The 26,305-nt window shown below is 41.8% G+C and carries 17 protein-coding genes, 1 tRNA gene and 3 pseudogenes; 13 read left to right on the plus strand and 8 right to left on the minus strand.

What is annotated here, in order from left to right; genetic code table 11:
* Window positions 1-230 precede the first annotated feature (230 nt).
* Both BT_RS08025 and BT_RS08030 read left to right on the plus strand, forming a co-directional pair.
* On the plus strand, window positions 231-965 hold the full coding sequence (locus tag BT_RS08025) for a hypothetical protein (RefSeq protein ID WP_008762142.1): 735 nt from the start codon (window positions 231-233) through the stop codon (window positions 963-965).
* Between the two features lie 185 nt (window positions 966-1,150).
* Window positions 1,151-1,618 (plus strand): hypothetical protein, encoded by a 468-nt coding sequence (locus tag BT_RS08030; RefSeq protein WP_224200424.1) that lies wholly within the window; start codon window positions 1,151-1,153, stop codon window positions 1,616-1,618.
* A gap of 51 nt (window positions 1,619-1,669) precedes the next feature.
* Here the strand turns inward: BT_RS08030 and BT_RS08035 are convergent, their stop codons facing one another.
* The 3 genes and pseudogenes from BT_RS08035 to BT_RS08045 all read right to left on the minus strand — a co-directional run.
* A complete protein-coding gene (locus BT_RS08035; RefSeq protein ID WP_011107878.1) occupies window positions 1,670-2,422 on the minus strand; it encodes an N-acetyltransferase in 753 nt (250 codons plus the stop codon).
* Between the two features lie 88 nt (window positions 2,423-2,510).
* Complete coding sequence (locus BT_RS08040; RefSeq protein ID WP_008762139.1) at window positions 2,511-2,981, minus strand: hypothetical protein; 471 nt, start codon at window positions 2,979-2,981, stop codon at window positions 2,511-2,513.
* A gap of 390 nt (window positions 2,982-3,371) precedes the next feature.
* A pseudogene (locus BT_RS08045) lies at window positions 3,372-3,572 on the minus strand (hypothetical protein); the annotation flags it as partial.
* A 543-nt stretch (window positions 3,573-4,115) separates the two neighbouring features.
* On the opposite strand from BT_RS08045, the gene BT_RS08050 reads away from it, so the two are divergent.
* From BT_RS08050 to BT_RS24990, 4 genes and pseudogenes are all read left to right on the plus strand, one after another.
* Entirely contained in the window at window positions 4,116-5,153 is a 1,038-nt protein-coding gene (locus tag BT_RS08050) for a hypothetical protein (RefSeq protein WP_011107880.1), read from the plus strand.
* A gap of 20 nt (window positions 5,154-5,173) precedes the next feature.
* The gene (locus tag BT_RS08055; protein WP_011107881.1) at window positions 5,174-7,906 is read left to right on the plus strand and encodes a hypothetical protein; all 2,733 of its coding nucleotides are present in this window, start codon (window positions 5,174-5,176) and stop codon (window positions 7,904-7,906) included.
* Window positions 7,907-8,035: 129 nt separating this feature from the next.
* Window positions 8,036-8,158: a hypothetical protein gene (locus tag BT_RS24835; RefSeq protein ID WP_255420950.1), complete on the plus strand. Its 123-nt coding sequence runs from the start codon at window positions 8,036-8,038 to the stop codon at window positions 8,156-8,158.
* Window positions 8,149-8,265 (plus strand): annotated as a pseudogene (locus tag BT_RS24990) (Fic family protein); the annotation flags it as partial. The gene BT_RS24835 and the pseudogene BT_RS24990, both read left to right, overlap by 10 nt.
* Before the next feature lie 129 nt (window positions 8,266-8,394).
* Here BT_RS24990 and BT_RS08065 read toward each other — a convergent pair.
* The 3 genes from BT_RS08065 to feoB all read right to left on the minus strand — a co-directional run bounded on the left by BT_RS08065 (window position 8,395) and on the right by feoB (window position 11,216).
* Window positions 8,395-8,466, minus strand: a tRNA-Cys gene (locus tag BT_RS08065).
* 51 nt (window positions 8,467-8,517) lie between these two features.
* A complete protein-coding gene (locus BT_RS08070; protein ID WP_008762135.1) occupies window positions 8,518-8,733 on the minus strand; it encodes a hypothetical protein in 216 nt (71 codons plus the stop codon).
* A complete protein-coding gene (feoB, locus tag BT_RS08075; RefSeq protein WP_008767925.1) occupies window positions 8,730-11,216 on the minus strand; it encodes a ferrous iron transport protein B in 2,487 nt (828 codons plus the stop codon). The genes BT_RS08070 and feoB overlap by 4 nt, the downstream gene beginning before the upstream one ends.
* Before the next feature lie 383 nt (window positions 11,217-11,599).
* Here feoB and tilS point away from each other — a divergent pair, with 383 nt between their 5' ends.
* The gene (gene tilS, locus BT_RS08080) at window positions 11,600-12,880 is read left to right on the plus strand and encodes a tRNA lysidine(34) synthetase TilS (protein ID WP_011107882.1); all 1,281 of its coding nucleotides are present in this window, start codon (window positions 11,600-11,602) and stop codon (window positions 12,878-12,880) included.
* On the opposite strand, the gene BT_RS08085 is transcribed toward tilS, so the two are convergent.
* Window positions 12,865-13,701 carry a 4Fe-4S binding protein gene (locus tag BT_RS08085; RefSeq protein ID WP_062694770.1) on the minus strand — a complete coding sequence of 279 codons (837 nt, stop codon included), beginning with the start codon at window positions 13,699-13,701 and terminating at the stop codon, window positions 12,865-12,867. The genes tilS and BT_RS08085 overlap by 16 nt on opposite strands.
* 236 nt (window positions 13,702-13,937) lie before the next feature.
* Here BT_RS08085 and rho point away from each other — a divergent pair, with 236 nt between their 5' ends.
* The 6 genes and pseudogenes from rho (at window position 13,938) to ffh (ending at window position 24,487) form a co-directional block, all read left to right on the plus strand.
* The gene (gene rho, locus BT_RS08090) at window positions 13,938-16,106 is read left to right on the plus strand and encodes a transcription termination factor Rho (protein WP_011107884.1); all 2,169 of its coding nucleotides are present in this window, start codon (window positions 13,938-13,940) and stop codon (window positions 16,104-16,106) included.
* 268 nt (window positions 16,107-16,374) lie between these two features.
* Window positions 16,375-17,841, plus strand: coding sequence for a sulfatase family protein (locus BT_RS08095; protein ID WP_032841463.1), 1,467 nt, complete (start codon window positions 16,375-16,377; stop codon window positions 17,839-17,841).
* 83 nt (window positions 17,842-17,924) lie between these two features.
* Window positions 17,925-19,781 carry a tetratricopeptide repeat-containing sensor histidine kinase gene (locus tag BT_RS08100; protein ID WP_164927906.1) on the plus strand — a complete coding sequence of 619 codons (1,857 nt, stop codon included), beginning with the start codon at window positions 17,925-17,927 and terminating at the stop codon, window positions 19,779-19,781.
* Entirely contained in the window at window positions 19,778-21,745 is a 1,968-nt protein-coding gene (locus BT_RS08105) for a tetratricopeptide repeat-containing sensor histidine kinase (protein ID WP_008767920.1), read from the plus strand. The genes BT_RS08100 and BT_RS08105 overlap by 4 nt, the downstream gene beginning before the upstream one ends.
* A gap of 39 nt (window positions 21,746-21,784) precedes the next feature.
* Window positions 21,785-23,106, plus strand: a pseudogene (locus BT_RS08110) (MATE family efflux transporter).
* A gap of 58 nt (window positions 23,107-23,164) precedes the next feature.
* The gene (gene ffh, locus BT_RS08115) at window positions 23,165-24,487 is read left to right on the plus strand and encodes a signal recognition particle protein (RefSeq protein WP_008767918.1); all 1,323 of its coding nucleotides are present in this window, start codon (window positions 23,165-23,167) and stop codon (window positions 24,485-24,487) included.
* A gap of 97 nt (window positions 24,488-24,584) precedes the next feature.
* On the opposite strand, the gene BT_RS08120 is transcribed toward ffh, so the two are convergent.
* Entirely contained in the window at window positions 24,585-25,907 is a 1,323-nt protein-coding gene (locus BT_RS08120) for an IS4-like element ISBthe3 family transposase (protein WP_062694768.1), read from the minus strand.
* Window positions 25,908-26,305 lie beyond the last annotated feature (398 nt).

The following is a 26,305-nucleotide window of genomic DNA, read 5'->3' on the forward strand; positions in this document are numbered from 1 at the left end:
ATCAAACAAGAAGAATAATAGATTTGCAGATAAAAAACCTTCCATTTATTATTTGTTTTTAAATAAAAGAATGTATTTTTGAATCCAAATATATAGCTAATATTATTATATATATCATTAATATACTATGCATCAATATTTTAATATTAAATTTTATATATAAATTTATATCTTATAAAACAAACACTATTTTCAAGAAGCAATAAATAACCAATTAAAAAACAAAGATTATGGCATTATTTGTAAATCCCGGCAAAGATTGGGAAAAGAACATGAGTGAAGAAGACATCGCACAAATGGAATCACAAGGTTATGATGTAACAGAACTACGCGCCAAACGCGCAAAATCTGCAGAGGAAGAAGAAAAAGAGCGCCTCCGCGAAAAAGAAGAGCGGGAAAACTTCAAGAATCCAACTAACCTGAACAAACTCGCCCCTTACCTGCAGACACCACGTGACATGAGCACTTCTTTTTTCAAAGCTATGGCAGGCAGCGCCCCCTGGCTATTCAAAGATCGTTGGAAAAGAAAATATACCGAGGCTCCTATTGTTTATGCCGCGGTAGTGCAAGCTAATACCGCCCTATGGATGCCCGGTAATAACGATTATTATCCTGCCGTATTTGTTTTTGCACTTGATCAAAAACACATTCACGACACCGAATGGCTAAAACAAATAGCAGAAGAAATAAATGTATTGCAAGATGCCGACCAAATCCCCGGTGATTGCCGCAAACTAATACAGACATTACGCGATGATACCAGCGAATTCTGTTTTCGTATCGGCAAAAGTGTATGTGGTGACGCCAACGCATGGTGTGCCACCTATAAATTCGACAAACAGACAGCACTGCCACGCAAGGCTTTACCATCCGATGGCATCGTCCCTTTTCTATTAAAGTCCGCCCCGGTAGAAAATCAATTTGTTGATTTCAAACTAATCCCGACTGAATTTTATATCGGCTAAAAATAGATAAGCAGAAATAGGCAAACCGAAAGTAAACAATATTTTTTTCATCATTTATAATTATATCTCACATAAGGAATATGCATGCATACATTATCCAACAACTAATAAGAATTATATTGTTTATCACTATCAGTTTGCCTATAGGACTAAAAAGTTTTGCCCAAGAAACAAAACGTTTCTATATGGAACTGGACACTCCCCGCAATGGAGCCAAAGCAGGACAAGAGCTTGAATTAAAATACATCAGCACAGCCGATTTCGATTCTGTATCTCCACCCGACTTCGGAACGCTTATAGAAACAGTTGAAGGAGCAACACCACACAAAGCCGGTCATACAGTAAAAAACGGCATATTGACAAATATCTACGAGCAGGGATTCAGCTACCGCATACGTTTCAAGAAGCCAGGAAACACCAAACTACCTCTGGCATCCATCAAGGCAAACGGAAAGGAATACGAAACACCTCTGACCAGTGTATGGGTACATCCGGTCGATACCAATATCGACAGTGTAAAATGCAGCATTCAGCTGGAGGATTCTTATCGCAAAGGAGTTTTCACTGCCATCGTGATCTGTCTCTTAATCGCCTGGTTATTGATCCGCTTATCGTTTCAGAAACAAAAAAAAATAAAGAGACAGGATAAATAAAACAGAGAATAACCCTATCTCATTAATCCATCATTATCTGCATCTGCTTATTTATTTTTTAAGTATTCTCTTTAAATGTTCGACATCTAAAAGTAAGTTCACTGTTTCAAAATTTCCTTTATAAAAAACGCCCCAGTTATTGAAAACACAAGGCAGGTCTTTCGCTTTTTGGAGTGTATCCACTTGAATTAAAGATACAGGAACGTTATTTGTATCACAATACTGTTTTACCATTTCAATCTTTTGATAAATATAAGGGCATTGCATATCATAATAAATAGTCAGATCTTCGCTTTCAATTTTCATTTTTTTCGCGTTTTGCGCAAATTTCGGCATTGTCCCGTCAAAAGAAAGTGCAAGCAGTTCATATCCATTATCAGTCGCATCAACAACTTCAAAACCGAATTTCTTCGCAAACGATTGGTCAGAAAGCCAGTTCTTCCGCTTCTTTGAGCCAAGCATACAAACACCGGATTTGCCTTTTTCTTTGGCGTCTGTCAGGCAATATTCCATCAAAGCTCTTCCATACCCATTCCCCTTAGGACTTCCTAAGACCCATAAGCAATACAGATAATAATAGTTATCACCAATGATGGGAACCCAAGCTGTCTCAAGAGGTGCATACTCAATAAAAACCGTAGCTTTTGCATTTAGCTTTCTAAAAACATGACCTTCATTTAGTCTGTCGGAAAGCCATTGCCGCTTCGCGTCAATACCTGCATGAGGCTTTTTACTGCGAATAATGCAGCATAGATGCTCATCACTGAGGTTTTCCTTTGTTAAGTTTACAAAATCTGTATTCATATACGCATTCGTTTTAAATTAGATATCATCAATCAACCGATCTTAACGGTGCACTCTGCCATTTTGGCTGAATATAATAGTTATAGTTTCATAAGAGATAGTGATTTAGTATTAAAATCCTCTTTAAATCTTTCTCTCTGCCAAAAAGAGATAAGATTCTTTTTTGCTCTTCTATAGTTGGTATCTTGATAATTAAATTCCCAATGAATATTTCCTCATATTCTTTTACACAAACAGACTGCCAAATATCGTTTTTCTTAATTTGAAGATCCCCCATGACCTCAATATCCATTAAAGGAAGTTTGAATCTGGCAAAATTAGAACGAAACAAATCATCCTCTTTTGTTTCCGGAGATATTTCCATATATGTTTTTAGCAAGTGTTGCAATTTGCATGAATTCATTTCGGTAGTCAAAATATCGATATCAGCAGTTTCTCCGACCTCTATACCTGATAAAATCATAGCAGATGCACCTATAACATAAAAATCAGGACTTATTTCCTGTAATTCAACAGTTATACTTGCAAGACTCTGAGTTATCTTATCTTTAATTTTCATATCTCCAATAATATATAACAAAAATACAAAATATATTTCAGAAAGGTAAAAGAACAGGCTTTAATAATACCATTAATGAATGTAATGAGAGCAACTATCGACAAAATTCCTCTTTTTCTATGTAGCTCCTCCTGCAAATTTCATCAATCGCCTTATTATAACAACTACAAGGTTCAGTACTACGATATTCCAATGTCAGGGCTTGATAAAAAATATTAAGAGATTGGTCGCTTCCTATCCTTGGTTGCATAATCTTTACGCATTTTAATTCTAAATATTGCCTCCATATTAGCAAATCCTTATTTTTCCCTAGCAAACTTTTGACACCTCAACAGCATAAACAGTATTTATGGGATAATTTTAGAAAAGCTGAAACGAGTAAGCAAAGAATTATTCTATTTCCTTAATTCGTTCAATCTGTCTATCCAGAAAATAATCAGTATATAGGCTGTAGTCTTCCATTTCATAAAACGCTATCAGTCCTTTTCTGTAATTCAGTATATCCGAATCTTTGACAGGATATACGGGAATGATGCCAACATTCATCAAAGAAATACTTTCTATCATTCTTGCAGTCCGTTTGTCCCCGTTTGAAAATCTCATCAAACGACAACTGAAAGGCCATGACATACATCAAACATCATCCCGGCCGGATTGCACTCATTTTGCTAAATACAGGAAGCGATCTATAGCTTATTGTCGAAGATATGTTACAAGAGAATGTATATATCCTGTGATCTGGTGAAGCGGAAGCTCAGGAACCGGGTTATAGTAGACAGATTGGAACTAAAGCTATGTACACACTGCGAGAAAACTCTTCCGTTACACCGGTTTTACGCTGGCAGGATATATATGGTCAATTTTAAACATTATAGTAATGCCATGAGGAATAGATATGGATACAATAAGAGCAATTGAAGGAGAGTTATCGATACAAAACTTCAAGAAGATATTAAACATATATAAATAAGACAGGATTATTTTTTTTACGTCATTTTTTTATCTATATTAAAGGTCAGAGAATAAACCAACAATTTTAAATACTTTAAAGAGATCCAAGCAAATAACAAAAACATATTTTACACAACGCCTTAAAGTCCGAAAAATAGTAACATTATTTAAAATCCAGTAGTTATGAAAACAATTAATTATTTTTCCGGCTCATTGCTTGCATTATTATTTTATGCACTATTTGCTGCATGTAATAATGATTTGCAAACTATTGCTGTCACTGAAATAAAAGGAATAGAACAAACTCTCTTAAACGAAAGCAATACTTTAATAAGTTCAGATGTAGCAACAGATAGTACTATGCTTGGTAAAGACAACACAATATCCAACTCAACGTCTGCTACTAATGCATTCTTCACTAAACAAGAATATGAAGAGGGGATGGATTGGTGGAAAGATAGAGAAGGTGCGCTACCTGCTCTATATGAATATCAGGTATCCTGTCGTGATTTTCCTTCTGGACATGGTCCTGATACTTGCATATATTATATGACCATTATTTGGACTTGTTATCCTCCTATTACAGAAGCTAATTGGATGGATTATCAATATATGCAAGTACAACATAGGCTAATAAGTGGTACTACTGCATTTCCTTGGCGTTATTTAGGTGAAGGGGGCCCGGGGAATTATAATTATGGAATAGTGAAAGTCAATGGATTTCAAGATCCTATGGATTTAAATGCTACACATTTGCCTACTAGAGTTCAGTTTAGATATAGATTGTTGCATAAAGATTTCCCAGGGAAAGCAGATAAAAGTATTAATGATAAAGAAAAATGGTACAATAAAAACCTTGCAACTGGATGGCATTATAAAGATTACAATCAGCCAACTTATAATAACCCTTATGGTTATAATTCACAGGATTTCAACAATATGGAATCACTAAAATTCATAATTAATGATCCTAAGTGTGGCTCATCTTTTTCTGTAAGAGTGCTTGTTGATGGATATTTAGTTTTTCCCCAATTAGTAGGCGGAAGATATGAAGTTACTGTTCCAAAATTTAGGAAGACTGGAGAATATCTCATAACAGCTGAATACGCAGGCAATGTTTCGGAAGAATTTAAAACTGCAGTGCGACACGGTATCTATCAAAAATATACAAGCAAAGAAATTTATATCATGTTTAGTTGCAATGAGTTTAGCTATGATTAACAACCTTACATGTCACAATAATGAAACGAATACTTTTAATTCTATTTTGCAGTCTACATAGCATTTTGTTTCTCCGTTCACAAAACGCTAGCAGCGACATCATCTTCAAACAGTTCTTCGATAATGCCGTTGCTTTTGCTGACACATACCCACGTGAGAAGGTATACTTGCATTTTGATAATAGTAGTTATTATGTAGGAGATACTATATGGTTTAAAGCCTACACGGTATATGCTGAGAACAATATGCCAAGCACCATCAGCAAACCCCTTTATGTAGAAATGCTCGACCAGACAGGGCATATTACCCAACGCCAAATCATTGAATTGAATAGCGGTGAAGGACATGGACAGATAATCCTGAATGAAAGTACCATGTCCGGCTATTATGAAATCAGAGCTTACACCCGTTGGATGCTCGCATTCAGCGAACCTTCTTACTTCTCACGTACATTCCCGATCTATCAGTCTGCACAAGAAGAAAGACCAGAACGGAGGATTTCGACCTATAATCTGAATCCTTCCATGAAACAGCGACCGAAAAATGTGACAGATAAACTTGCTATCCAATTCTTTCCCGAAGGAGGAACACTCGTGAAAGGCATCTCTTCTCGTGTGGCATTTAAAGCTGAAAGTAGAGAAGATGGTAATGTTATCCTTGAAGGTGCCATTTATACGAAAGACGGGGAAAAGCTGACAGAAATAAAAACCCTACATGACGGAATGGGAATATTCACTTATACACCCGAAGAAAAACCAGCAGTAGCTAAAGTAACTTATAAAGAAAAAGAATATAAATTCAATCTACCGGACGCCCTTTCCGCCGGATATGTATTGAACGTGAATAATTCAAGCGGAGCTATTGTAGGTAACGTATTGAGCAATGAGAATACCCCGGATGCAGACATTGTAGCATTCATAAGTCATGAAGGTCGCCCCTATTCGTATTGGATACTACGAATGAGATCAGGTGGAAATCAAACTTTCTTACTTAAAACGCGCGATCTTCCCGGAGGCATATACCAAGTCAGTCTACTAGACAAAACCGGGAATATGCTGTGCGAACGATTTACATTTGTGCAACCCAATAAATTGAATTCAATACAATTAAATGGAATTAAAGACATTTACCGGCCTTTCGAACCAATTCGCTGCGAAATACAAGTAACAGATCAAAAAGGAAATCCTTTACAAGGTTCTTTATCCATATCAGTAAGAGATGCTATACGTTCGGATTATGCAGAATATGATAATAATATATTTACAGATATGTTATTAACATCCGGTTTAAAAGGATATATTGATAAACCGGGGTATTATTTTGCAGATATTACACTTCGCAAATTGCAAGAACTTGATGTTTTGCTCATGGTTCACGGTTGGCGTCAATATGACTTATCACAACTTATTTCCGGTAAAAATGAAAAGCTACTTCAACAGTCAGCTGAAAAAGAGTTGTTACTACAAGGACAGATTCGTTCTTCTCTATTAAAAAAAGAAATGAAAGATATGGAGGTAAGCGTCATGGCTAAAGTGGACAATACATTTGTAGCAGGAAATACGTTTACAGATGAAAACGGCAAATTTCAACTTCCGGTTACTAGTTTTGAAGGAGAAGTAGAAGCGGTATTCCAGATACGCCGTAGGGGATCTAAACATAAGAAAGATGCTTCTGTTATGCTCGACCGTAACTTCGCCCCTACCCCACGTGCCTTCAGCTATGAAGAAGAACATCCACAGTGGATGGACAAAAACTCATGGATCACCCTTTCCAACCGTATAGACTCGCTATATGTAGATTCTATTAGCAAAACTAACAACACCTATTTATTGAGCGAAGTGGAAATAGCAAAAAAAAGAAAAAATAAGAACATCACTACTCAAGTATTCGAGAAAAGCGTAGACGCATACTATGATGTAACGCGATTGGTTGATGAATTACGCGATCAGGGAATAGTAATTAATACTATACCCGACTTGCTTAGTAAAGTGAATCCTAACTTTTCATACGATGTGCAAGACGGAAGCTCACGATATAAAGAGAAAACAATCTGTCTCATTGTTGGCAAACAAGTACTTGATACTTTAACTGCTTGGACATTGTGGAATGAGATAGATGGTATAAAACAGATTATGATATGCGAAGGAAGCAATTCGTATACTAATGAAGTGCTTAATTCAATACACGGTTCAAATATGACAAAAGGACAAAATGTAAAAGACATGATGACAGCAATGAATCCCCCACGTACCTTTGATGACAGTTTCTATCTTTATGGAGATGCTGCAAAGAAAAAAATATCGTTAGACGATACTGAAAAGGCCAAATCAGACCCCCTTTTTAGAAAGAAATCATCAGGAATCAACAATAATGTAAACGTCAATATCGATTTTTCAAGATTCGGACAATATGCTTTATTCTACATAACTCCGCATTTTGACTCCAATTATAGCAGATTAACGCAAAAGTCAATGAAGGCTGCCCATGGAACACGTCGTACAATAATCCAAGGATATTCTCGCCCATTAGCTTTCTATTCTCCTGTCTACAAAGACAAAATACCGACTGCAAATGTCAACCATCGTCGCCGTACACTTTATTGGAATCCTACTATACAAACTGACAAAAATGGTAAAATTAGCATAGAATGTCAGAACGGTATGTATGCCAATCCGGTCATTATCCACGCAGAAATGCTGAAAGGTGGAATCCCATGCAGTATTACGATTATTGGAGAGAAGAAAAAAAAATAAACCAGTAAATATCTCCAAAGTCCCTTTTAGGATTTCAATTTAGATGAAATACCGCCATTTCCGACAAATTCCCCTAATGATGTCAAGGGTCGGTCAAGGATAAAAACAATAGTGAGACAATTGGAATACATGAAACAGATATTTAATGAAGAACAAATAAATAAAGCTGCATTCATCATCGAAAGCCCTTTATCAAAGCTTTCTGAGCTTTATCATAGCGAAGTTAAGAATCTTGCTATTTTAATGTCTTGAACTACAAGAAAGGATTAATATCTTTTTGCGAAACTGGAGAATATTCTCTTTACACTGATTACTTCTTGAATAAACAAATCGAAAGAATAAAAGAAATAGAAGAATAAAAAACAGCCTTCCTCTCAAAACACCATCCTTATATCATGATATTAACCAAAAGCTGGGAACAAAGTGGGAACATTTTGGATTAAGAGAAAAGAAAAACCCTCTCAGAGATCATCTGAAAGGGTTTTATGAGGTTCCTGGCGGATTCGAACCGCCGTACACGGTTTTGCAGACCGCTGACTAAGCCACTCATCCAAGGAACCATTTTTTCTCGTTTGCGGTTGCAAAGGTAGTACAAATTTTGAAACTACCAACTATCCGCAGCAATTTTTCTTTGTACTTTTTTTCTTTACACCGCACTCTTGACGTTTCTTCTCCATCATATCCTTTAAATCACAGCCACTTACGCAGCTATCACAAGGATTCTCACTTTCTCGCGTACGACGAAAAAAAAGATAAATTCCATATATTACACGGGCAATGCAGAGTACAATCAGTACTCCGACTACCCATTCCTGCCAATTATTCATACAAACATTCCTCCAATCTGATAAACTGAAAATGCCACCAGCCAGGCCAGCCCTGTGGTATAGCAAGCTGCAAAGAGCGCCCACTTCCAACTGCCGGACTCTTGCTTAATAGCCGCCAATGCCGCAATACAAGGGAAGTAAATCAGCACAAACAGCATATAACAGAACGCCACTAAAGGAGTTATCGGAATCCGTTCCGCCAGGCTAGCCTCATCGGCCTCCGGATCATCCACATACAAAACACCCAGCGTACTAACGACCAGCTCTTTTGCCCCTACTCCGGAAATCAAACCGATACCCAACTTCCAGTCAAAGCCCATCGGCTTTATCACCGGCTCTATAGCCCGTCCTAACTGACCGATATAAGAATTTTCCTGTTGTTCAGCTACTGTCTCATACGCCTCATGGTTCGGATAATATCCGAGGAACCAGATGATAATAGAAGCAATCATAATAATCCCTCCCATTTTTTTCAGATACTGCGCTCCCTTCTCCCATGTATGACGGAATATGGATTTTGCCGTCGGCATTCGATAAGGAGGAAGCTCCATCACAAAAGGAGTATCATCACCCTTTACCAAAAACTTGCTGAACAGACGCGCCAACAGCACAGCCAGAAAAATTCCGATCGCATAAATACTTAACAACACCAAACTCGCATTGTTCGGGAAGAAAGCTCCTACCAACAAAAGATAAATGGGCAGACGCGCGCTACAAGACATCAACGGGTTAATCAACATCGTAATCAAACGGCTTTTCCGGTTCTCAATAGTACGGGAAGCCATGATAGCAGGCACATTACAACCGAATCCCATAATCAACGGAATAAACGATTTTCCATGCAAGCCCATCTTATGCATAATTTTATCCATTATAAACGCTGCACGGGCCATATAACCGGAGTCTTCCATCAGCGAAATACAGAAATACAGAATCAGAATATTGGGCAGAAAGACGATAACACCACCTACACCGCCTACGATACCGTCAACCAGCATATCCTTCAACGGCCCCTCCGACATGTTATTGCGAATCAAGTCACCGATTTGCCCCACCAGCCATTCAATTCCCATCATCGGATATTCTCCGAGAACAAATGTTCCCTCAAACATCAGGTACATGAAAAGGAAAAAGATAGGATACCCCCAGATACGATGAGTAACGATAGCATCCAGCACCTTCGTCGTCTGCGCCTGCTCCAGATGATTGTCAGTAAATGTCTCTTTCAGCGCACCACTGATAAAACCGTATTTGGCATCCGTTATGGCGGATTCGCAATCCTCGTTCATCGTTTCCTGAACGCGCTTGGCCATCTTGTCGCGAATACGGAAAATCTCTCCCGCATTGGGCAGCGTCCGTACAAAGCTCTCTATATCGGGATCGTTTTCCAGCAACTTGATAGACAGAAAGCGGGTAGAATATTTATGGCGGATAAATTCATTCTTGGATACTTCCTCTTTTACAGCGTCAATCGCTTTTTCCAGATCGGGACCATGATTGATATGGATATGACGGAATACACGCCCTTTCCTTTTATGTTCGCGCACGTAATCCTCCAGATGTTCTTCCTCATGATTCTTCCGGTCTTCCAGAGAATCATGCCATTCGGTCAGGTCTTTCAGAACTTCCGGATTCATATTTCCCTGCTTGTCAAAAAAATCAACCCCTTCATAAAGGTTGATTACTACATGAAACAAGGTATCCAGTCCACGATTCTTCTTGCTGACAGTAGGCACCATCGGCACTCCGAACAATTTACTCAACAAATGATAATCCAATGTATTACCGCTGGATTCAAGTTCATCGTAAATATTCAAAGCTACCACCATACGGACATTCATATCAATCAGTTGGGTAGTCAGATACAGATTTCGCTCCAGATTTGAAGAATCGACTACATTGATGATTACGTCCGGCGTTTCATCAACAATGTGACGGCGGACATAAATTTCTTCCGGTGTATAAGCTGACAGTGAATACGTTCCCGGCAAATCGACAATACGGAAATGATAACCTTCGAAATCGAAATATCCTTCTTTGGCATCTACCGTCACACCGCTATAGTTTCCTACATGCTCATGAGCGCCGGAAGCCAGATTGAAAAGAGAAGTTTTGCCTGAGTTCGGATTCCCGACCAGAGCAACGTTGATAGTACGGCGCTTACCTAACGCCAACCGTTTCATATCTTCTTCTTTTACAGAAACATCTTCGGGCAGACCTTCGTGATATACAGCTTTTTCGGCTTGTTTTTTTGCTTCTTCCTCGCTGACTACCTCAATCATTTCCGCTTCCTGACGACGAAGAGATATTTCATAACCTAAGACTTTATATTTAATCGGGTCTTTCAGTGGAGCATTCAACAATACTTCAACAGTTTTACCTTTGATAAAACCCATCTCCACAATACGTTTACGAAAGCCTCCGTGTCCCAAGACCTTAACGATGACACCTTTTTCACCTGTTCCTAATTCGGATAAACGCATAACTATCTAAATTTTCGGCAAAGATAATTCATAACTTCCGAGCACGCAAATTATTTAGAATGTTTTTAAATAGCAGGATTTTCGTATGCTGACGGTATCTAAATAAACCCATCAAAAGTTCAAGTCACAACAGGTAACTAATTCCCTGCCTACATCTATTGAGTTTACATGCAACAATTAGTTCGTACCACTATAGTGGTACGCAAGAAGTACTATAGTTCCCCTTACGCCCTACTATAGTGGCACGCAAGAGGAACTATAGTAGAACGAATTAGAAATCGCTAAAGAAAAAATTAATTTATGGGAGTTTTTTCCTTAGCCAGTCCGATAAAAACAATTAGCATTCACTTGAGATACCTCAATAAACTATTATCTTTGCAGATATGATACAACAACGGGTTATACGATATATAGAGAAAGAGCATTTATTCTTGCCGGATGATAAACTTTTGGTTGCCCTGAGTGGTGGAGCCGACTCAGTTGCCTTGCTGCGTGTACTCCACACAGCAGGTTATCAATGTGAAGCTGCCCACTGCAATTTCCATTTACGTGGTGAAGAATCAAACCGTGACGAACGGTTTGTCCGGCAACTTTGCCAAAAATACGGCATCCGCCTGCATATCACCGACTTCAACACGACTCAGTACGCAACAGAAAAACGGATCTCGATAGAAATGGCAGCCAGAGAACTCCGTTACAACTGGTTCGAAAAGATAAAAGAAGAGTGCGGAGCCCATGTAATCGCCGTAGCTCACCACCAGGACGACAGTGTAGAAACGATGCTGTTCAACCTCATTCGGGGTACAGGCATTACCGGTTTATTAGGAATCCGCCCCCGAAACGGAGCAATCGTACGTCCGCTGCTCTGCATCAACCGGGAAGAAATCATCCGCTACCTGCAACAGATCGGACAAGACTTCGTAACAGACAGCACCAATCTGGAAGACGAATATACCCGTAATAAAATCCGCCTCAACCTGCTTCCACTAATGCAGGAAATAAATCCGTCGGTCAAAAACAGTCTGATAGAAACAAGCAATCACCTGAATGATGTAGCTACTATATATAATAAGGTAATAGACGAAGCCAAAACACGGATTATCACTCCGGAAGGTATCCGAATCGATGCTCTACTGGACGAACCCGCTCCCGAAGCTTTCTTGTTTGAAACATTGCATCCACTGGGATTCAATTCGGCACAAATCAAAGATATAGCCAATTCGCTTCACGGGCAGCCGGGGAAACAATTCGTCAGCAAAGAATGGAGAGTCATTAAAGACCGGAATTTGCTGCTACTGGAAACCATCCGGCCGGAAGACGAATCTACCCTTCCCTATCAATTAATAAAAGAGGAAAGAGAATTCACACCCGATTTCCGGATTCCACGGGAAAAAGAAACCGCCTGTTTCGATGCAGACAAATTAAATGAGGAAATTCACTGCCGCAAATGGCAAGCGGGAGATACATTCATCCCCTTTGGCATGACGGGCAAGAAAAAAATAAGCGATTATCTGACCGACCGCAAATTCTCCATCAGCCAAAAAGAACGCCAATGGGTTCTCTGCTGCGGTGAACGCATTGCATGGCTGATAGGCGAACGGACAGATAACCGCTTCCGGATAGACGAAACGACTAAACGAGTGATTATCTACAAGATAGTCTGAGGCAATTTCTGTTTCTTGAAACACTCGGACAGCAAAGAAGCGAAAGGAGTATCATATTTCCTTGCCTTGTTTGCACATGCTTTCACACAGGCGCAGCATTTGATGCATTTTTCAGCATTCGTGTTCAGTTCGTCCCCTTTGGTAATCGCTCCTGCCGGACAACGAGCCGCACAGATGCCACAATGAGTACACAAGCTCTCATCTTCTATCCAAGGGGTACGGGGAAGCGGAGTTCCGCTTTTACGCAGTTTGACCACCTTCCTCAAAAAGCGGAACAAGGGGAAGAACGGCTGACTGGGACGTTTGATGGCACGCACATCCACCTGATAAAGGGTATCGGATCCGGCAGCTGCCTGAATTTTCTCCATTATTTTTTTTCCGAAATCTTCTGCATAATCCAAATCCGATTCATTCGGGCGACCGTCCGCAATGGGACATTTGTCAGTGCTATATGAATGTTCACCTATGAAGGTTGCTCCGGCAATCACCTTCAATCCGTGAGGGATGGCAAAAGCGTCCAGTTCCATCAACGCCTTCTCGTAGGCACGGTTTCCGTAAACCACGACCAATACGGCAGGAGTATCCAGACCACGAATACTTTCCAGACGTTCCATAGCCAAAGGAGCCACATGGCCTCCATATACAGGCACTACGATAACAGCTAATGCAGACGTAGGAATAACGGTTTCCTCGACAGTCTGCAATGTGAGATTTATCGAAATGACATTTTTTATACCGGTTCCGTGAACAATTGCTTCGGCTACTTGTTTTGATGTGTGTGTAGGCGAAAAATAAATTAAACGAGCTTCATTTACTGTCATACTATTTTCTTTTATACAGCAAAGATACGTTTTTACGCTGAAAAAAGTGTTTGATTGTTCATGAAACCAAAAATATTTATTATCTTTGCCCCGTTGAAACATTCTACGATTCAACACATACATCCCTAATTCATAATTAAAAACAAAACATATGCTCGCATATCTGCGGTTATTACGCTGTAGTAATGCTGTCCATATTTCATCAAGACAGAAATTTTAATAACTTACCATACTATATGTATAACATTATCCAATTGAACGACAAAAATCTGTCGGAACTTCAAGTTATTGCCAAAGAGCTAGGCATCAAAAAAGCAGACTCATTTAAGAAAGAAGAACTTGTATACAAGATTCTTGATGAGCAAGCCATAGCCGGAGCCACTAAGAAAGTTGCCGCAGAGAAATTAAAAGAAGAACGCAAAGGAGATAAAAACAAGCGTTCGCGCACAGCCGCACCTAAAAAAGAAGAGAAAGTAGCACCTGCAGCCAAAAATGCGGAAGTTACTAAAAATAAAGAAAATGCTCCTGCAGCCAAACCTCAGCAACAGCCTAAAGAAGAGGCTGCCAACAAAGCCAAAGAAGCTCCCGTTGCTGAACCGAAGGCAGAGAAAGCTGCTCCTAAGCGCAAAGTAGGCCGTCCCCGCAAAGACGCCAATATCGCTGAAAAAGCAGAAAACAAGGAGGTGGAAAACGCAAAACCGATAGTGAAACCAACAGAAGAAAAAGCTGTTGCGGAAAAAACGGTAGTTGCACCGGCGGCTGAAAAAGCAACTCCGACACAGGAGACAGAAAAGAAAGTAAAAGAAAACAAACCTGCCGTTGCAGAAAAACCGGTAATAGCCAAACCGCAAAAGAAATCGGCACCGGTGATCGACGAAGAAAGTACCATCTTATCCAGCGAAGACGATGATGACTTTATCCCAATCGAAGACCTGCCTTCTGAAAAAATAGAGCTTCCGACCGAACTCTTCGGCAAATTCGAAGCGACCAAGGCAGAAACAGCACAAGCCGCCCCCGAGCAAGCTCCACAACCACAGCAACAACAGCATTCACAACCGCAACAACGCCAGCGCATTGTCCGCCCACGCGACAACAATAACAACGCCGGCAATAACAATGTAAATGCTAACAACAATAATAATTTCCAGCGTAATAATAACAACAACCAGCGTCCTCCGATGCAACAACGTCCTGCACAACAGCAGAACAACGTTGCCGAGAACCTTCCGGCTGTACAACAACAGCCGGAACGCAAAGTGATCGAGCGTGAAAAGCCTTATGAATTCGATGATATCCTCAGCGGAGTAGGCGTACTGGAAATCATGCAGGACGGATACGGATTCCTCCGTTCTTCCGATTACAATTATCTTTCTTCTCCGGACGATATTTATGTATCACAGTCACAAATTAAGTTATTTGGTCTTAAGACCGGTGACGTGGTAGAAGGCATCATCCGTCCGCCAAAGGAAGGAGAAAAATATTTCCCGTTAGTAAAGGTGTCAAAGATCAACGGACGTGACGCAGCTTTCGTTCGCGACCGTGTTCCTTTCGAACACTTGACTCCGCTCTTCCCGGACGAGAAATTCAGACTCTGCAAAGGCGGTTATTCAGACTCCATGTCTGCCCGGGTTGTAGACCTTTTCGCTCCTATCGGTAAGGGACAGCGTGCACTGATCGTAGCACAGCCGAAGACAGGTAAGACCATCTTGATGAAAGATATCGCCAACGCCATCGCAGCCAATCATCCGGAAGTATATATGATTATGCTGCTGATCGACGAACGTCCGGAGGAAGTAACCGACATGGCACGCAGCGTCAACGCAGAAGTAATCGCTTCTACTTTTGACGAACCGGCAGAACGCCACGTAAAAATCGCAGGTATCGTACTCGAGAAAGCAAAAAGACTGGTAGAATGCGGACACGACGTAGTGATCTTCCTTGACTCTATCACTCGTCTGGCACGTGCTTACAATACTGTATCTCCCGCATCCGGTAAAGTACTTTCCGGTGGTGTGGACGCCAATGCACTTCACAAGCCCAAACGCTTCTTCGGTGCTGCCCGTAACATCGAAAACGGCGGTTCGCTGACTATCATCGCTACCGCACTGATCGACACCGGTTCCAAAATGGACGAAGTTATCTTCGAAGAATTCAAAGGTACAGGTAACATGGAGTTGCAGCTTGACCGCAACCTGTCCAACAAGCGTATCTTCCCTGCTGTCAACATCACCGCATCCAGTACTCGTCGCGACGATCTGCTGCTTGACAAGACAACACTCGACCGCATGTGGATATTACGCAAATACCTTGCAGATATGAATCCTATCGAAGCAATGGATTTCGTAAAAGACCGTCTGGAAAAAACAAGAGACAACGACGAATTCCTGATGAGCATGAATAGCTGATCAAGAATAAACGATCATAAATAAGGAACGGTGAATATACTGGACGATGAATAATCGCAGTTTATTCACCGTTCTTTTTATGATTTCCATTAATTCTTTTCATTTATTATTCATCGCGGTCTTCGCTGTTCCTCATGAATCGTTCATCGCATATTTCATTTTTGTACAAATTACTTTCATTTACGTCCAAAACCACTCCCCCGCCCTTTTTTGCTTTTTGTTTTTTCCTACTTTTGCTACCCAATCAATTACTTAATTCTAGCCAAGAATGAAAACAATTTATCCATTCATGGGATTAGCCCTTTGTGGCGCAGCAGCCCAGGCACAAGAAAAGCCGAACTTCCTGATTATCCAGTGCGACCATCTCACACAACGTGTCGTAGGCGCTTACGGACAGACACAAGGCTGCACACTTCCCATTGACGAAGTAGCATCAAGAGGAGTTATCTTCTCTAACGCTTATGTAGGCTGCCCCCTCAGCCAACCTTCACGCGCAGCATTATGGAGCGGCATGATGCCTCACCAGACCAATGTACGTTCAAACTCCAGCGAACCCGTCAACACCCGCCTGCCGGAAAACGTGCCGACACTGGGTAGTCTCTTCTCCGAAAGCGGTTATGAGGCCGTACACTTCGGCAAGACTCACGACATGGGCTCACTGAGAGGCTTCAAACATAAAGAACCGGTAGCCAAGCCATTCACCGATCCCGAATTTCCGGTCAACAATGACAGTTTCCTGGATGTAGGAACCTGCGAGGATGCCGTTGCCTACCTCAGCAATCCTCCGAAAGAACCTTTTATTTGCATTGCAGATTTTCAGAACCCGCATAATATCTGCGGATTCATCGGCGAAAACGCAGGAGTACACACCGACCGGCCGATCAGCGGACCACTGCCCGAATTGCCGGACAACTTTGACGTGGAAGACTGGAGCAATATTCCGACTCCCGTACAATATATCTGTTGCAGTCACCGCCGCATGACACAGGCTGCCCATTGGAACGAAGAAAACTATCGTCACTACATCGCCGCCTTCCAGCATTACACCAAGATGGTGTCCAAGCAAGTAGACAGCGTACTGAAAGCCCTCTACTCCACCCCTGCCGGAAGAAACACGATTGTCGTAATTATGGCGGACCACGGCGACGGCATGGCATCCCACCGCATGGTGACCAAGCATATCAGCTTCTATGATGAAATGACCAACGTTCCGTTTATCTTTGCCGGTCCCGGCATCAAGCAGCAGAAGAAACCCGTAGACCACCTGCTGACACAGCCGACCTTAGACCTCCTGCCCACCCTTTGCGACCTGGCAGGCATCGCCGTTCCGGCAGAAAAAGCCGGCATCAGCCTTGCACCGACTCTAAGGGGAGAGAAACAAAAGAAAAGCCACCCTTACGTTGTCTCCGAATGGCACAGCGAATATGAGTACGTTACCACTCCCGGACGCATGGTGCGCGGACCGAGATATAAATACACCCATTATCTGGAAGGCAACGGAGAAGAACTGTACGATATGAAAAAAGATCCGGGTGAAAGAAAAAATCTTGCCAAAGACCCTAAATACTCCAAAATACTCGCCGAGCATCGTGCTTTGCTGGACGATTACATCACACGTTCCAAAGATGATTACCGCAGTTTGAAGGTAGATGCCGATCCCCGGTGCAGAAATCATACTCCCGGCTACCCCAGCCACGAAGGTCCTGGGGCACGGGAGATCCTCAAAAGAAAATAATTCTATAAAAAAGAGTGAAGATTGCTTGCCAGTCTTCGCTCTTTTTATTTCTTTTGCACATCACCATACGAGCAAACAAAATAGTGAATAGTAATTTACAGCATATAATAGCACTCATTGCAGCCATATTCATATCGGCGGCTCTCCATGCAACAAACCTGAACAAAGAACGACTTACCTTACTCCAGCCACTTGTCGAGCATGATCTTTCTTTCAATACAAATATCGATATTACAACGGACAGCATCATCTTATGGGAAAAGCTCTTAAGCCCCGAACTTGAAAAGCAGCAAGAATATCATATTCTGTTTCCATTGAAAATGATGGCAGTTCAGGCATTAATTACAGAAGGAAATATCAGTCTGGCAGTCAACAACGCCAACTCAATGTATCAGCAAGCCAAAGCTATAGATTATCCTTTCGGAACGGCACTGGCATTGCGTGCCCTTGCAGACACCTACCAAAGTTCGGGAAATCCCCAGTCTGCTATAGAGTCTTATGAGGAATCCTTGAAAATAATGCAAAAAATTCCGGCAAGTATTCCATATCTTAAGACAAGCATGTTTCATTTGATCCTGAGCAAACTCAAATACAGGCAAATGACAGATATCGAAAAAGATTTTGCCTATCTGGAGTCTCTTTACCATAAAGAATCAGGTTTGCCCGATGACTTCTATCTGCCTTGCAGCTATGCCTATTATTATATACAGACAAACAACCTTCCAAAAGCACTGGAGTATCTGAAACAGCTGGACTCCATCTACGAAAAATATCCGTATCCCTACTATTCTTCAATCAGCAACTATATGTATGCCGGCTATCATATTGAGTCAAAAGAATATGATAAAGCGCTGAAAGAATATGAAGAATTACTCACCATAACAAAGAAAACGGCTTTATTCAGACATGTTCAGTTATTACAGGAACGCGCCAAAGTCCTGGTACTTATGAATCAGAAACAAGAGGCGTGCAAGATTTATGAGGAGATTAATCATCTCAAAGATTCATTGGACGCCCAAAGTTATCTCAGCCAGATAAACGAACTGCATACCCTGTATCAGATAGATAAAAGCGAACTTAATTATATCAACATACAAAAAAATCTCTATTATTGGAGTCTGTCTGTGATCTTAGTGATCGTAGTACTGATCATCATTGCCATTTTCCGCATCAAGCGCACCAACAATCGTCTTCTGCAATCACAACAGGAACAGGAAAAAGCCAAGAAACAAGCAGAAAAGTCTATCCACACCAAAAGCCTTTTTCTCTCCAATATGAGCCATGAGATTCGTACTCCGCTCAATGCTTTATCTGGTTTTTCAGCTATTCTGACAGAAGAATCCATCGACAACGAAACGAAACAACAGTGCAACGATATCATCCAGCAGAACTCAGAACTGCTGCTCAAACTGATTAATGATGTAATTGACTTATCCAGCCTTGAAATTGGAAAAATGCAATTCAAATTCAACGAGTGTGATATTGTAGCGCTATGCAGAAATGTCATCGACATGGTAGAGAAAATAAAGCAGACTCAAGCGGAAGTACGGTTTTCCACCTCTCTCAGTTCACTGAAGCTGACCACGGACAGTGCCCGCCTGCAACAAGTACTGATCAATCTGCTTATCAACGCCACAAAGTTTACTGCACAAGGCACTATCACCCTGGAACTGGTGAAACAAACGGAAGATACGGCCCTTTTCTCCGTTAGTGATACCGGTTGCGGAATCTCCAAGGAGAACCAGAACAAGATATTCAACCGCTTCGAAAAGCTCGATGAAAACGCACAAGGCACAGGACTCGGATTATCTATCTGCCAGCTTATCATTGAGCAACTGGGAGGCAAAATATGGATCGACCCGGACTATGACAAAGGAGCACGTTTTCTGTTCACACACCCGATTCGCCATGCGCAGATAAAAATCCATCAAGCACGATGAAACGACTGATATTACTGATCATCACCTGCTATGGCCTGCTGTTGGGCTATGCAAACACCGATACTGCCTCAGACAGTCTGCTGCAAATGTTGCAGACACTGCCGCATGATACCACACGCCTCTCTACACTGAATGCAATCATAAAAATAGAGCAAAACAACTACAAATGTATCCAATATTCGGACACGTTGATGCTAGAGGCATTAAAACTAAAGAATGATAAGTACGCCAGTCTGGCCGCCTACTATCATCTTTTGTATTATTACAACCGTTGCGAACAGGACAGTGTAGCCAAATGGATAGTCAAGATGGAACCGCTTGTACAAAAATCCGGTTTATGGGACTATTTCTTCGACGCCCGACGCTTTCAGATTGACCTATACACCTTTACCGAACAATATGAGCTTGCCATCAGCGAAGCAAACAAGATGAAACAGAAAGCCCTTGATATCGACAACAACCGTGGAATGGTAGCCGCTTATCAATGCCTGTCCAACGCATACATCGGCAGCCAGCGCTGGGACGAAGGACTCAAAGCGCTGGAAGAAGCCTACAGGTTGCTTCCAAAGAATGGCAATGCGGTAGTCCGTATCTCCGTCTTGTCACAGCTCATATCCGTTACCAAAGAAATGAAAGACAATAACAGGCAACTGAAATACCTGCAAGAACTGGAAAATGTACTCTGCAAATTCATCATTGACAACCCATCTTTAAAAGACGGATTTGCCGACGTATTCATTTTCAATGAGATTTTCTACGCGCATTATTATCTGAATACCGATCAGCCCCAACTCGCTTATTCACATATAGAAAAGTCTAAAAAGTATCTGACTGAAAACACCTATTTCATGTATAAGGTGCTCTACTACGACATCTATGCGAAATACTATCAGAGTATCAAACAATATCAGCAGGCATCAGCCTACATCGACACGACATTAACTATGCTCAAGAAAGATTTCACCAGCGACTATGCCGAACAATTGCTGAAACAGGCTAAAATATGGGTGGAAGCCGGAGATAATAACAGAGCGACAACTCTCTACCAACAGGCACTGGCCATCAAGGACTCGGCTGCCATGGCACTCTCCAACACCCAAATGGAGCAAATCAAAAAAAGCTATAATCTGGACAAGATAGAACTGGAACAACAAAAGCAGACCAACCAAATACGTCTGATCAGCCTGATCGTAATCAGTGCCATTCTGATCGTATTATTTATTTCCCTATTCCGGCTCTCCAAAATACGCAAAGCCCTGAAATATTCCGAGAGCGAAATACGCAAAGCAGCGGAAACGGTACGGGTAACCAACGAAATAAAAAATCGCTTCCTGTCAAACATGAGTTATAACATCCGGACCCCGCTCAACAACGTGGTAGGTTTCTCGCAACTCATAGCCAGCGAACCGAATATAGATGAAAAAACAAGAGAAGAATACTCGGCGATCATCCACCAAAGCTCAGAAAGATTAATGAGACTGGTCAATGATGTACTCGACCTGTCTCGTCTAGAAGCCAAAATGATGAAGTTCCAGATACAAGACTATGATGCTGTCTCACTTTGCAACGAAGTATGCTACATGGCACGCATGAATAATGAAAAGACAGGCATTCAAGTCCGCTTCACTCCGGAAGTCGAGTCACTGTCCCTTCGCACAGATACCACCCGATTGGGATACGCTCTGCTCAGTACCCTGACCTATCCGCATGAACATGAAACAGAGGGACAACAGGAGGAACGGATTATCCGCTTTACATTAAGCCGGAAAGGCGAAATGCTTTATTTCCGCATTCTCAACTCTCCATTGGCGGACGAGGCTTTCACCTCACAGGAGACCGGCATCAGGCATGAGATCAACCAGTTATTGCTGGCTTACTTCGGAGGAAGCTATCAGGTAAACGCCCGGGGAACGGAAGGCCCGGAAATTGTTTTCACCTATCCCATTGCTTCAGAATCGGAATAAAGCGCTATCTTTGCAAACTGTAAACTTAAACGCTTAATTATGTATACCAACAAACAGATTTGGAGTGTCAGTTACCCGATACTACTCAGCTTGCTGGCGCAAAATGTCATCAATGTCACCGATACCGCATTCTTAGGGCACGTTAGTGAAGTGGCCCTGGGAGCTTCGGCTATGGGTGGACTATTTTATATATGTATATTCACCATCGCTTTCGGATTCAGCACAGGATCACAAATTGTCATTGCACGACGCAATGGAGAAGGACGCTACAGTGATGTAGGTCCCGTAATGATTCAGGGGATTATGTTCCTCCTGTTGATAGCTATATTGATGTTCGGCTTCACCAAAGCGTTCGGAGGAAATATCATGCGGTTGCTGGTTTCTTCCGAATCCATCTACGAAGGCACTATGGAGTTTCTGGACTGGCGTATTTACGGGTTCTTCTTCTCGTTTGTCAATGTCATGTTCCGTGCCCTGTACATCGGCATCACACGTACCAAGGTCTTGACCATCAATGCTGTTGTCATGGCATTAACCAACGTCATATGGACTATGCACTGATTTTCGGTAAATTCGGTCTGCCGGAAATGGGAATCAAGGGAGCTGCCATCGCTTCTGTACTGGCGGAAGCCTCTTCCATTCTCTTCTTCCTGATCTATACATATATCAGTGTTGATTTGAAAAAGTATGGTCTGAATCGTCTGCGCTCGTTCGATCCGGCATTGCTGATGCGTATTCTCAGCATTTCTTGCTTCACGATGCTTCAATATTTCTTATCGATGGCGACCTGGTTCGTGTTCTTTGTTGCCGTAGAACGGTTGGGACAACGGGAACTGGCCATTGCCAACATTGTCCGTAGTATCTACGTCGTACTGCTGATTCCGGTGAATGCACTGGCAACAACGACCAACAGCCTTGTCAGCAATGCCATCGGCGCAGGAGGTATCCAATACGTCATGCCGCTTATCAATAAAATAGCCCGATTCTCGTTCTTCATCATGCTGGGACTGGTGGGATTGTCGGTTTTGTTTCCTCAGTTCCTCCTCTCCGTATATACCAGCGAAGCAGCGTTAATCACCGAGTCCGTGCCTTCGGTATACGTTATCTGCTGCGCCATGCTCATTGCATCAGTAGCCAATGTCGTATTCAACGGCATCTCCGGAACAGGAAATACGCAGGCAGCCCTGTTGCTCGAAACCATCACGATTGCCATTTACGGTTCCTACATCGTTTTCGTCGGAATGTGGCTCAAAGCACCGATTGAAATCTGCTTTACGATTGAGATTCTGTACTATACCTTGCTGTTGATAACAAGCTATATTTACCTCAAAAAAGCAAAATGGCAGAATAAAAAGATATAAATACAAGAGATTTTTGTACATTTGCAGGCTCAAATAATTAATTCGTAATTAAACAACTATGTTCGATAATTTAAGTGAAAGACTAGAACGGTCATTCAAGATTCTGAAAGGTGAAGGCAAAATCACCGAAATTAACGTGGCGGAGACGCTGAAAGATGTACGTAAGGCATTGCTTGATGCCGACGTTAACTACAAGGTTGCAAAAACTTTCACTGACACGGTGAAGGAAAAAGCCATCGGTCAGAATGTACTTACGGCTGTGAAGCCAAGCCAGTTGATGGTGAAGATTGTGCACGACGAACTAACCCAGTTGATGGGTGGCGAGACGGTAGAAATCAACCTCGAATCCCGTCCGGCAGTAATCTTGATGTCAGGTCTGCAAGGTTCGGGTAAGACTACTTTCTCCGGTAAGTTGGCACGCATGCTGAAAACGAAGAAGAATCGCAAACCATTATTGGTAGCCTGTGACGTTTACCGTCCGGCAGCTATCGAACAGTTGCGTGTACTGGCAGAACAAATTGAAGTGCCGATGTACTCAGAACTGGACAGCAAAAATCCGGTAGAGATTGCACAACACGCCATTCAGGAAGCCAAAGCCAAAGGATATGACCTCGTAATCGTCGATACAGCCGGACGTCTGGCCGTAGACGAACAGATGATGAACGAGATCACCGCTATCAAAGAAGCGATCAATCCGGACGAAATTCTGTTCGTGGTAGACTCCATGACAGGACAGGATGCCGTCAATACAGCCAAAGAATTTAACGAACGTCTGGACTTCAACGGTGTGGTACTGACCAAATTGGATGGTGACACCCGTGGTGGTGCGGCTCTTTCTATCCGTTCGGTAGTCAACAAACCGATTAAGTTTGTGGGTACAGGTGAAAAGCTGGATGCTATCGACCAGTTCCACCCGGCACGTATGGCAGACCGTATCCTCGGCATGGGTGACATCGTTTCGCTGGTAGAACGTGCTCAGGAACAGTATGACGAAGAAGAAGCCAAACGTCTGCAAAAGAAGATTGCCAAGAATCAGTTCGACTTCAACGACTTCCTCAGCCAGATTGCCCAGATCAAGAAGATGGGTAATCTGAAAGAACTTGCATCCATGATCCCGGGCGTAGGCAAAGCTATCAAAGATATCGATATCGATGACAATGCTTTCAAAAGCATCGAAGCTATCATCTATTCCATGACTCCGGCAGAACGTTCCAATCCGGAAATATTGAACGGCTCACGCCGTACACGTATCGCTAAAGGTAGCGGAACAACGATTCAGGAAGTAAACCGTTTGCTGAAACAGTTCGACCAGACCCGCAAAATGATGAAGATGGTAACCAGCAGCAAAATGGGCAAGATGATGCCGAAAATGAAAAAATAAAAAGAATTTTATTCTGTTTCAGATAGAAGGAGGTGTGTCAAAAGTCAAAAGTAACTAAACTCCCCTCCTTCAGGAAGCTACCCTTTATACACAAGTCTTAGCTGATTAACTCATACAGTTCAAACTGTGTATTAAATCTATCCAGTCCATTCTTAAAGGTTATATATCCTGGAATGGACTGGCTCTTGTATGCACTCCATGCTCCTAACCTTGCAATAATCCATGCTGCCCATGCCATTGATTCTTTTTTATATGGATTTTGCTGTATTTTTGTATTTCCCTCACTCTTTTTTCCTACTATATGTAATAATGCTATTTCTTTGCTTGTAAAGTAGATTTCTGAAGAGAGTTTTTCATCTTCTTTATCAAAAGAAAGTTTGAGTACCATCACCTGCAGGGCTGCCTGCAAGGAAATTAAGATTAGTTTTTGTAATGCCGAAACTGTTTCCAACTGTGCGTCCTCAATCATGAATCCCTTTCTTTTGAGCACTCTGAACAACTCTTCAATCAGCCATCTACAACGATACCAACCGATACATTCAATTGCTTGTTCTACAGTCTCCACCACATGTGTAGTTAGCAGTCTCCATTCAATAGGGCTCTCATTTACCGGTGTACTGGAAGATTTTTCTTTAACATGTATGCAATAAAGACTAACAGGGGGACTGCCCTTTGCCGGACCGTTAACAGGAGCGCACAAGGTGACTCTTTCAAAGCGAAGTTCCATGCACGCTACCCGTTTCTTACGTCCGCTTCCCGGGAGCACTTCAAAGCTATACTCTGCCCGTAGAACAGCCTGCTCCATTAATGTATTCAGATGGACAGAACAGTCTGGATCATCCAACCGGCAATTCCTTTCATGAACAGAACGTATCAGCAAGTGAACATTATCAGTAGGGATACGGCTGAAAAGCTCGAAAATGTCCGCTTCACGGTCACCGATGATCGTTTTAACTGCATCCCGGGGCATTTGCTCACTGGCAGCCATTCCACTTTCTATCCAACGATATGACTCTTTTTCTTCTATAGGCTGATATCTGTAATTACGTTCTTCACGACTTAAAGCAGCCGGTGAGCGATTCCACTGCTTAACCGAAGAAAAGCCTATAGGAATATGACTGGAGGCATCCACTACCAAGACAGGATGCAAAAAAGTACCACATTGCTTTTGACCGACAATGCCGGGACTGGCTGTTTTTTTCTTCATTCGCTCAACATGAGCCTCATAGTTTATCTCCGAGGTATCTTGAATACACAGTAAATGCTGACGACCGGAAGCATTCTTACAGCAAGTGTGTATCAGACCTGATAAGATAGCATCAGAGCTGACTGAGGAATTGTTCAAAAATCTATAAGCACCCATCTTTTCTTTATGTTCCTTACTAAATTGATTCACTATAGCACTTTGATGGACAACCATCTGAGAGCAAATTAAGTTTAAACGCCGCAAAAGCCGAGGATCACGAATTTGATCTGTCTCTAATAACATCAAGCAAAGATAAAAAAAATAATATATACTTGTGTATAAAGGGTAGCTTCAGGAAGGAGGGGTGGCTGAAAGCCGGGGTGGTAGGTATATTTCATAGCTGAATATCAACAGCTTACGTATTTACCTACCACCTCCCCCTACGGGTACTCCTCCTTCCTGAAGGAGGAGAGTTTAGTTGCTTTTGACACATTTACATTTGCAGTATTAAATATCACAACAAAATATAAGTGTATATTTGAAAAGTAGAGTTGCAGTGAACTAACTTTGACACTAGTCTTAAATGACTATAGGCTGAATCAGACTGCAACTCTCTTAATAGGAGAACCTAG

The sequence above is a fragment of the Bacteroides thetaiotaomicron VPI-5482 genome, assembly GCF_000011065.1.
GTDB lineage: Bacteria > Bacteroidota > Bacteroidia > Bacteroidales > Bacteroidaceae > Bacteroides > Bacteroides thetaiotaomicron.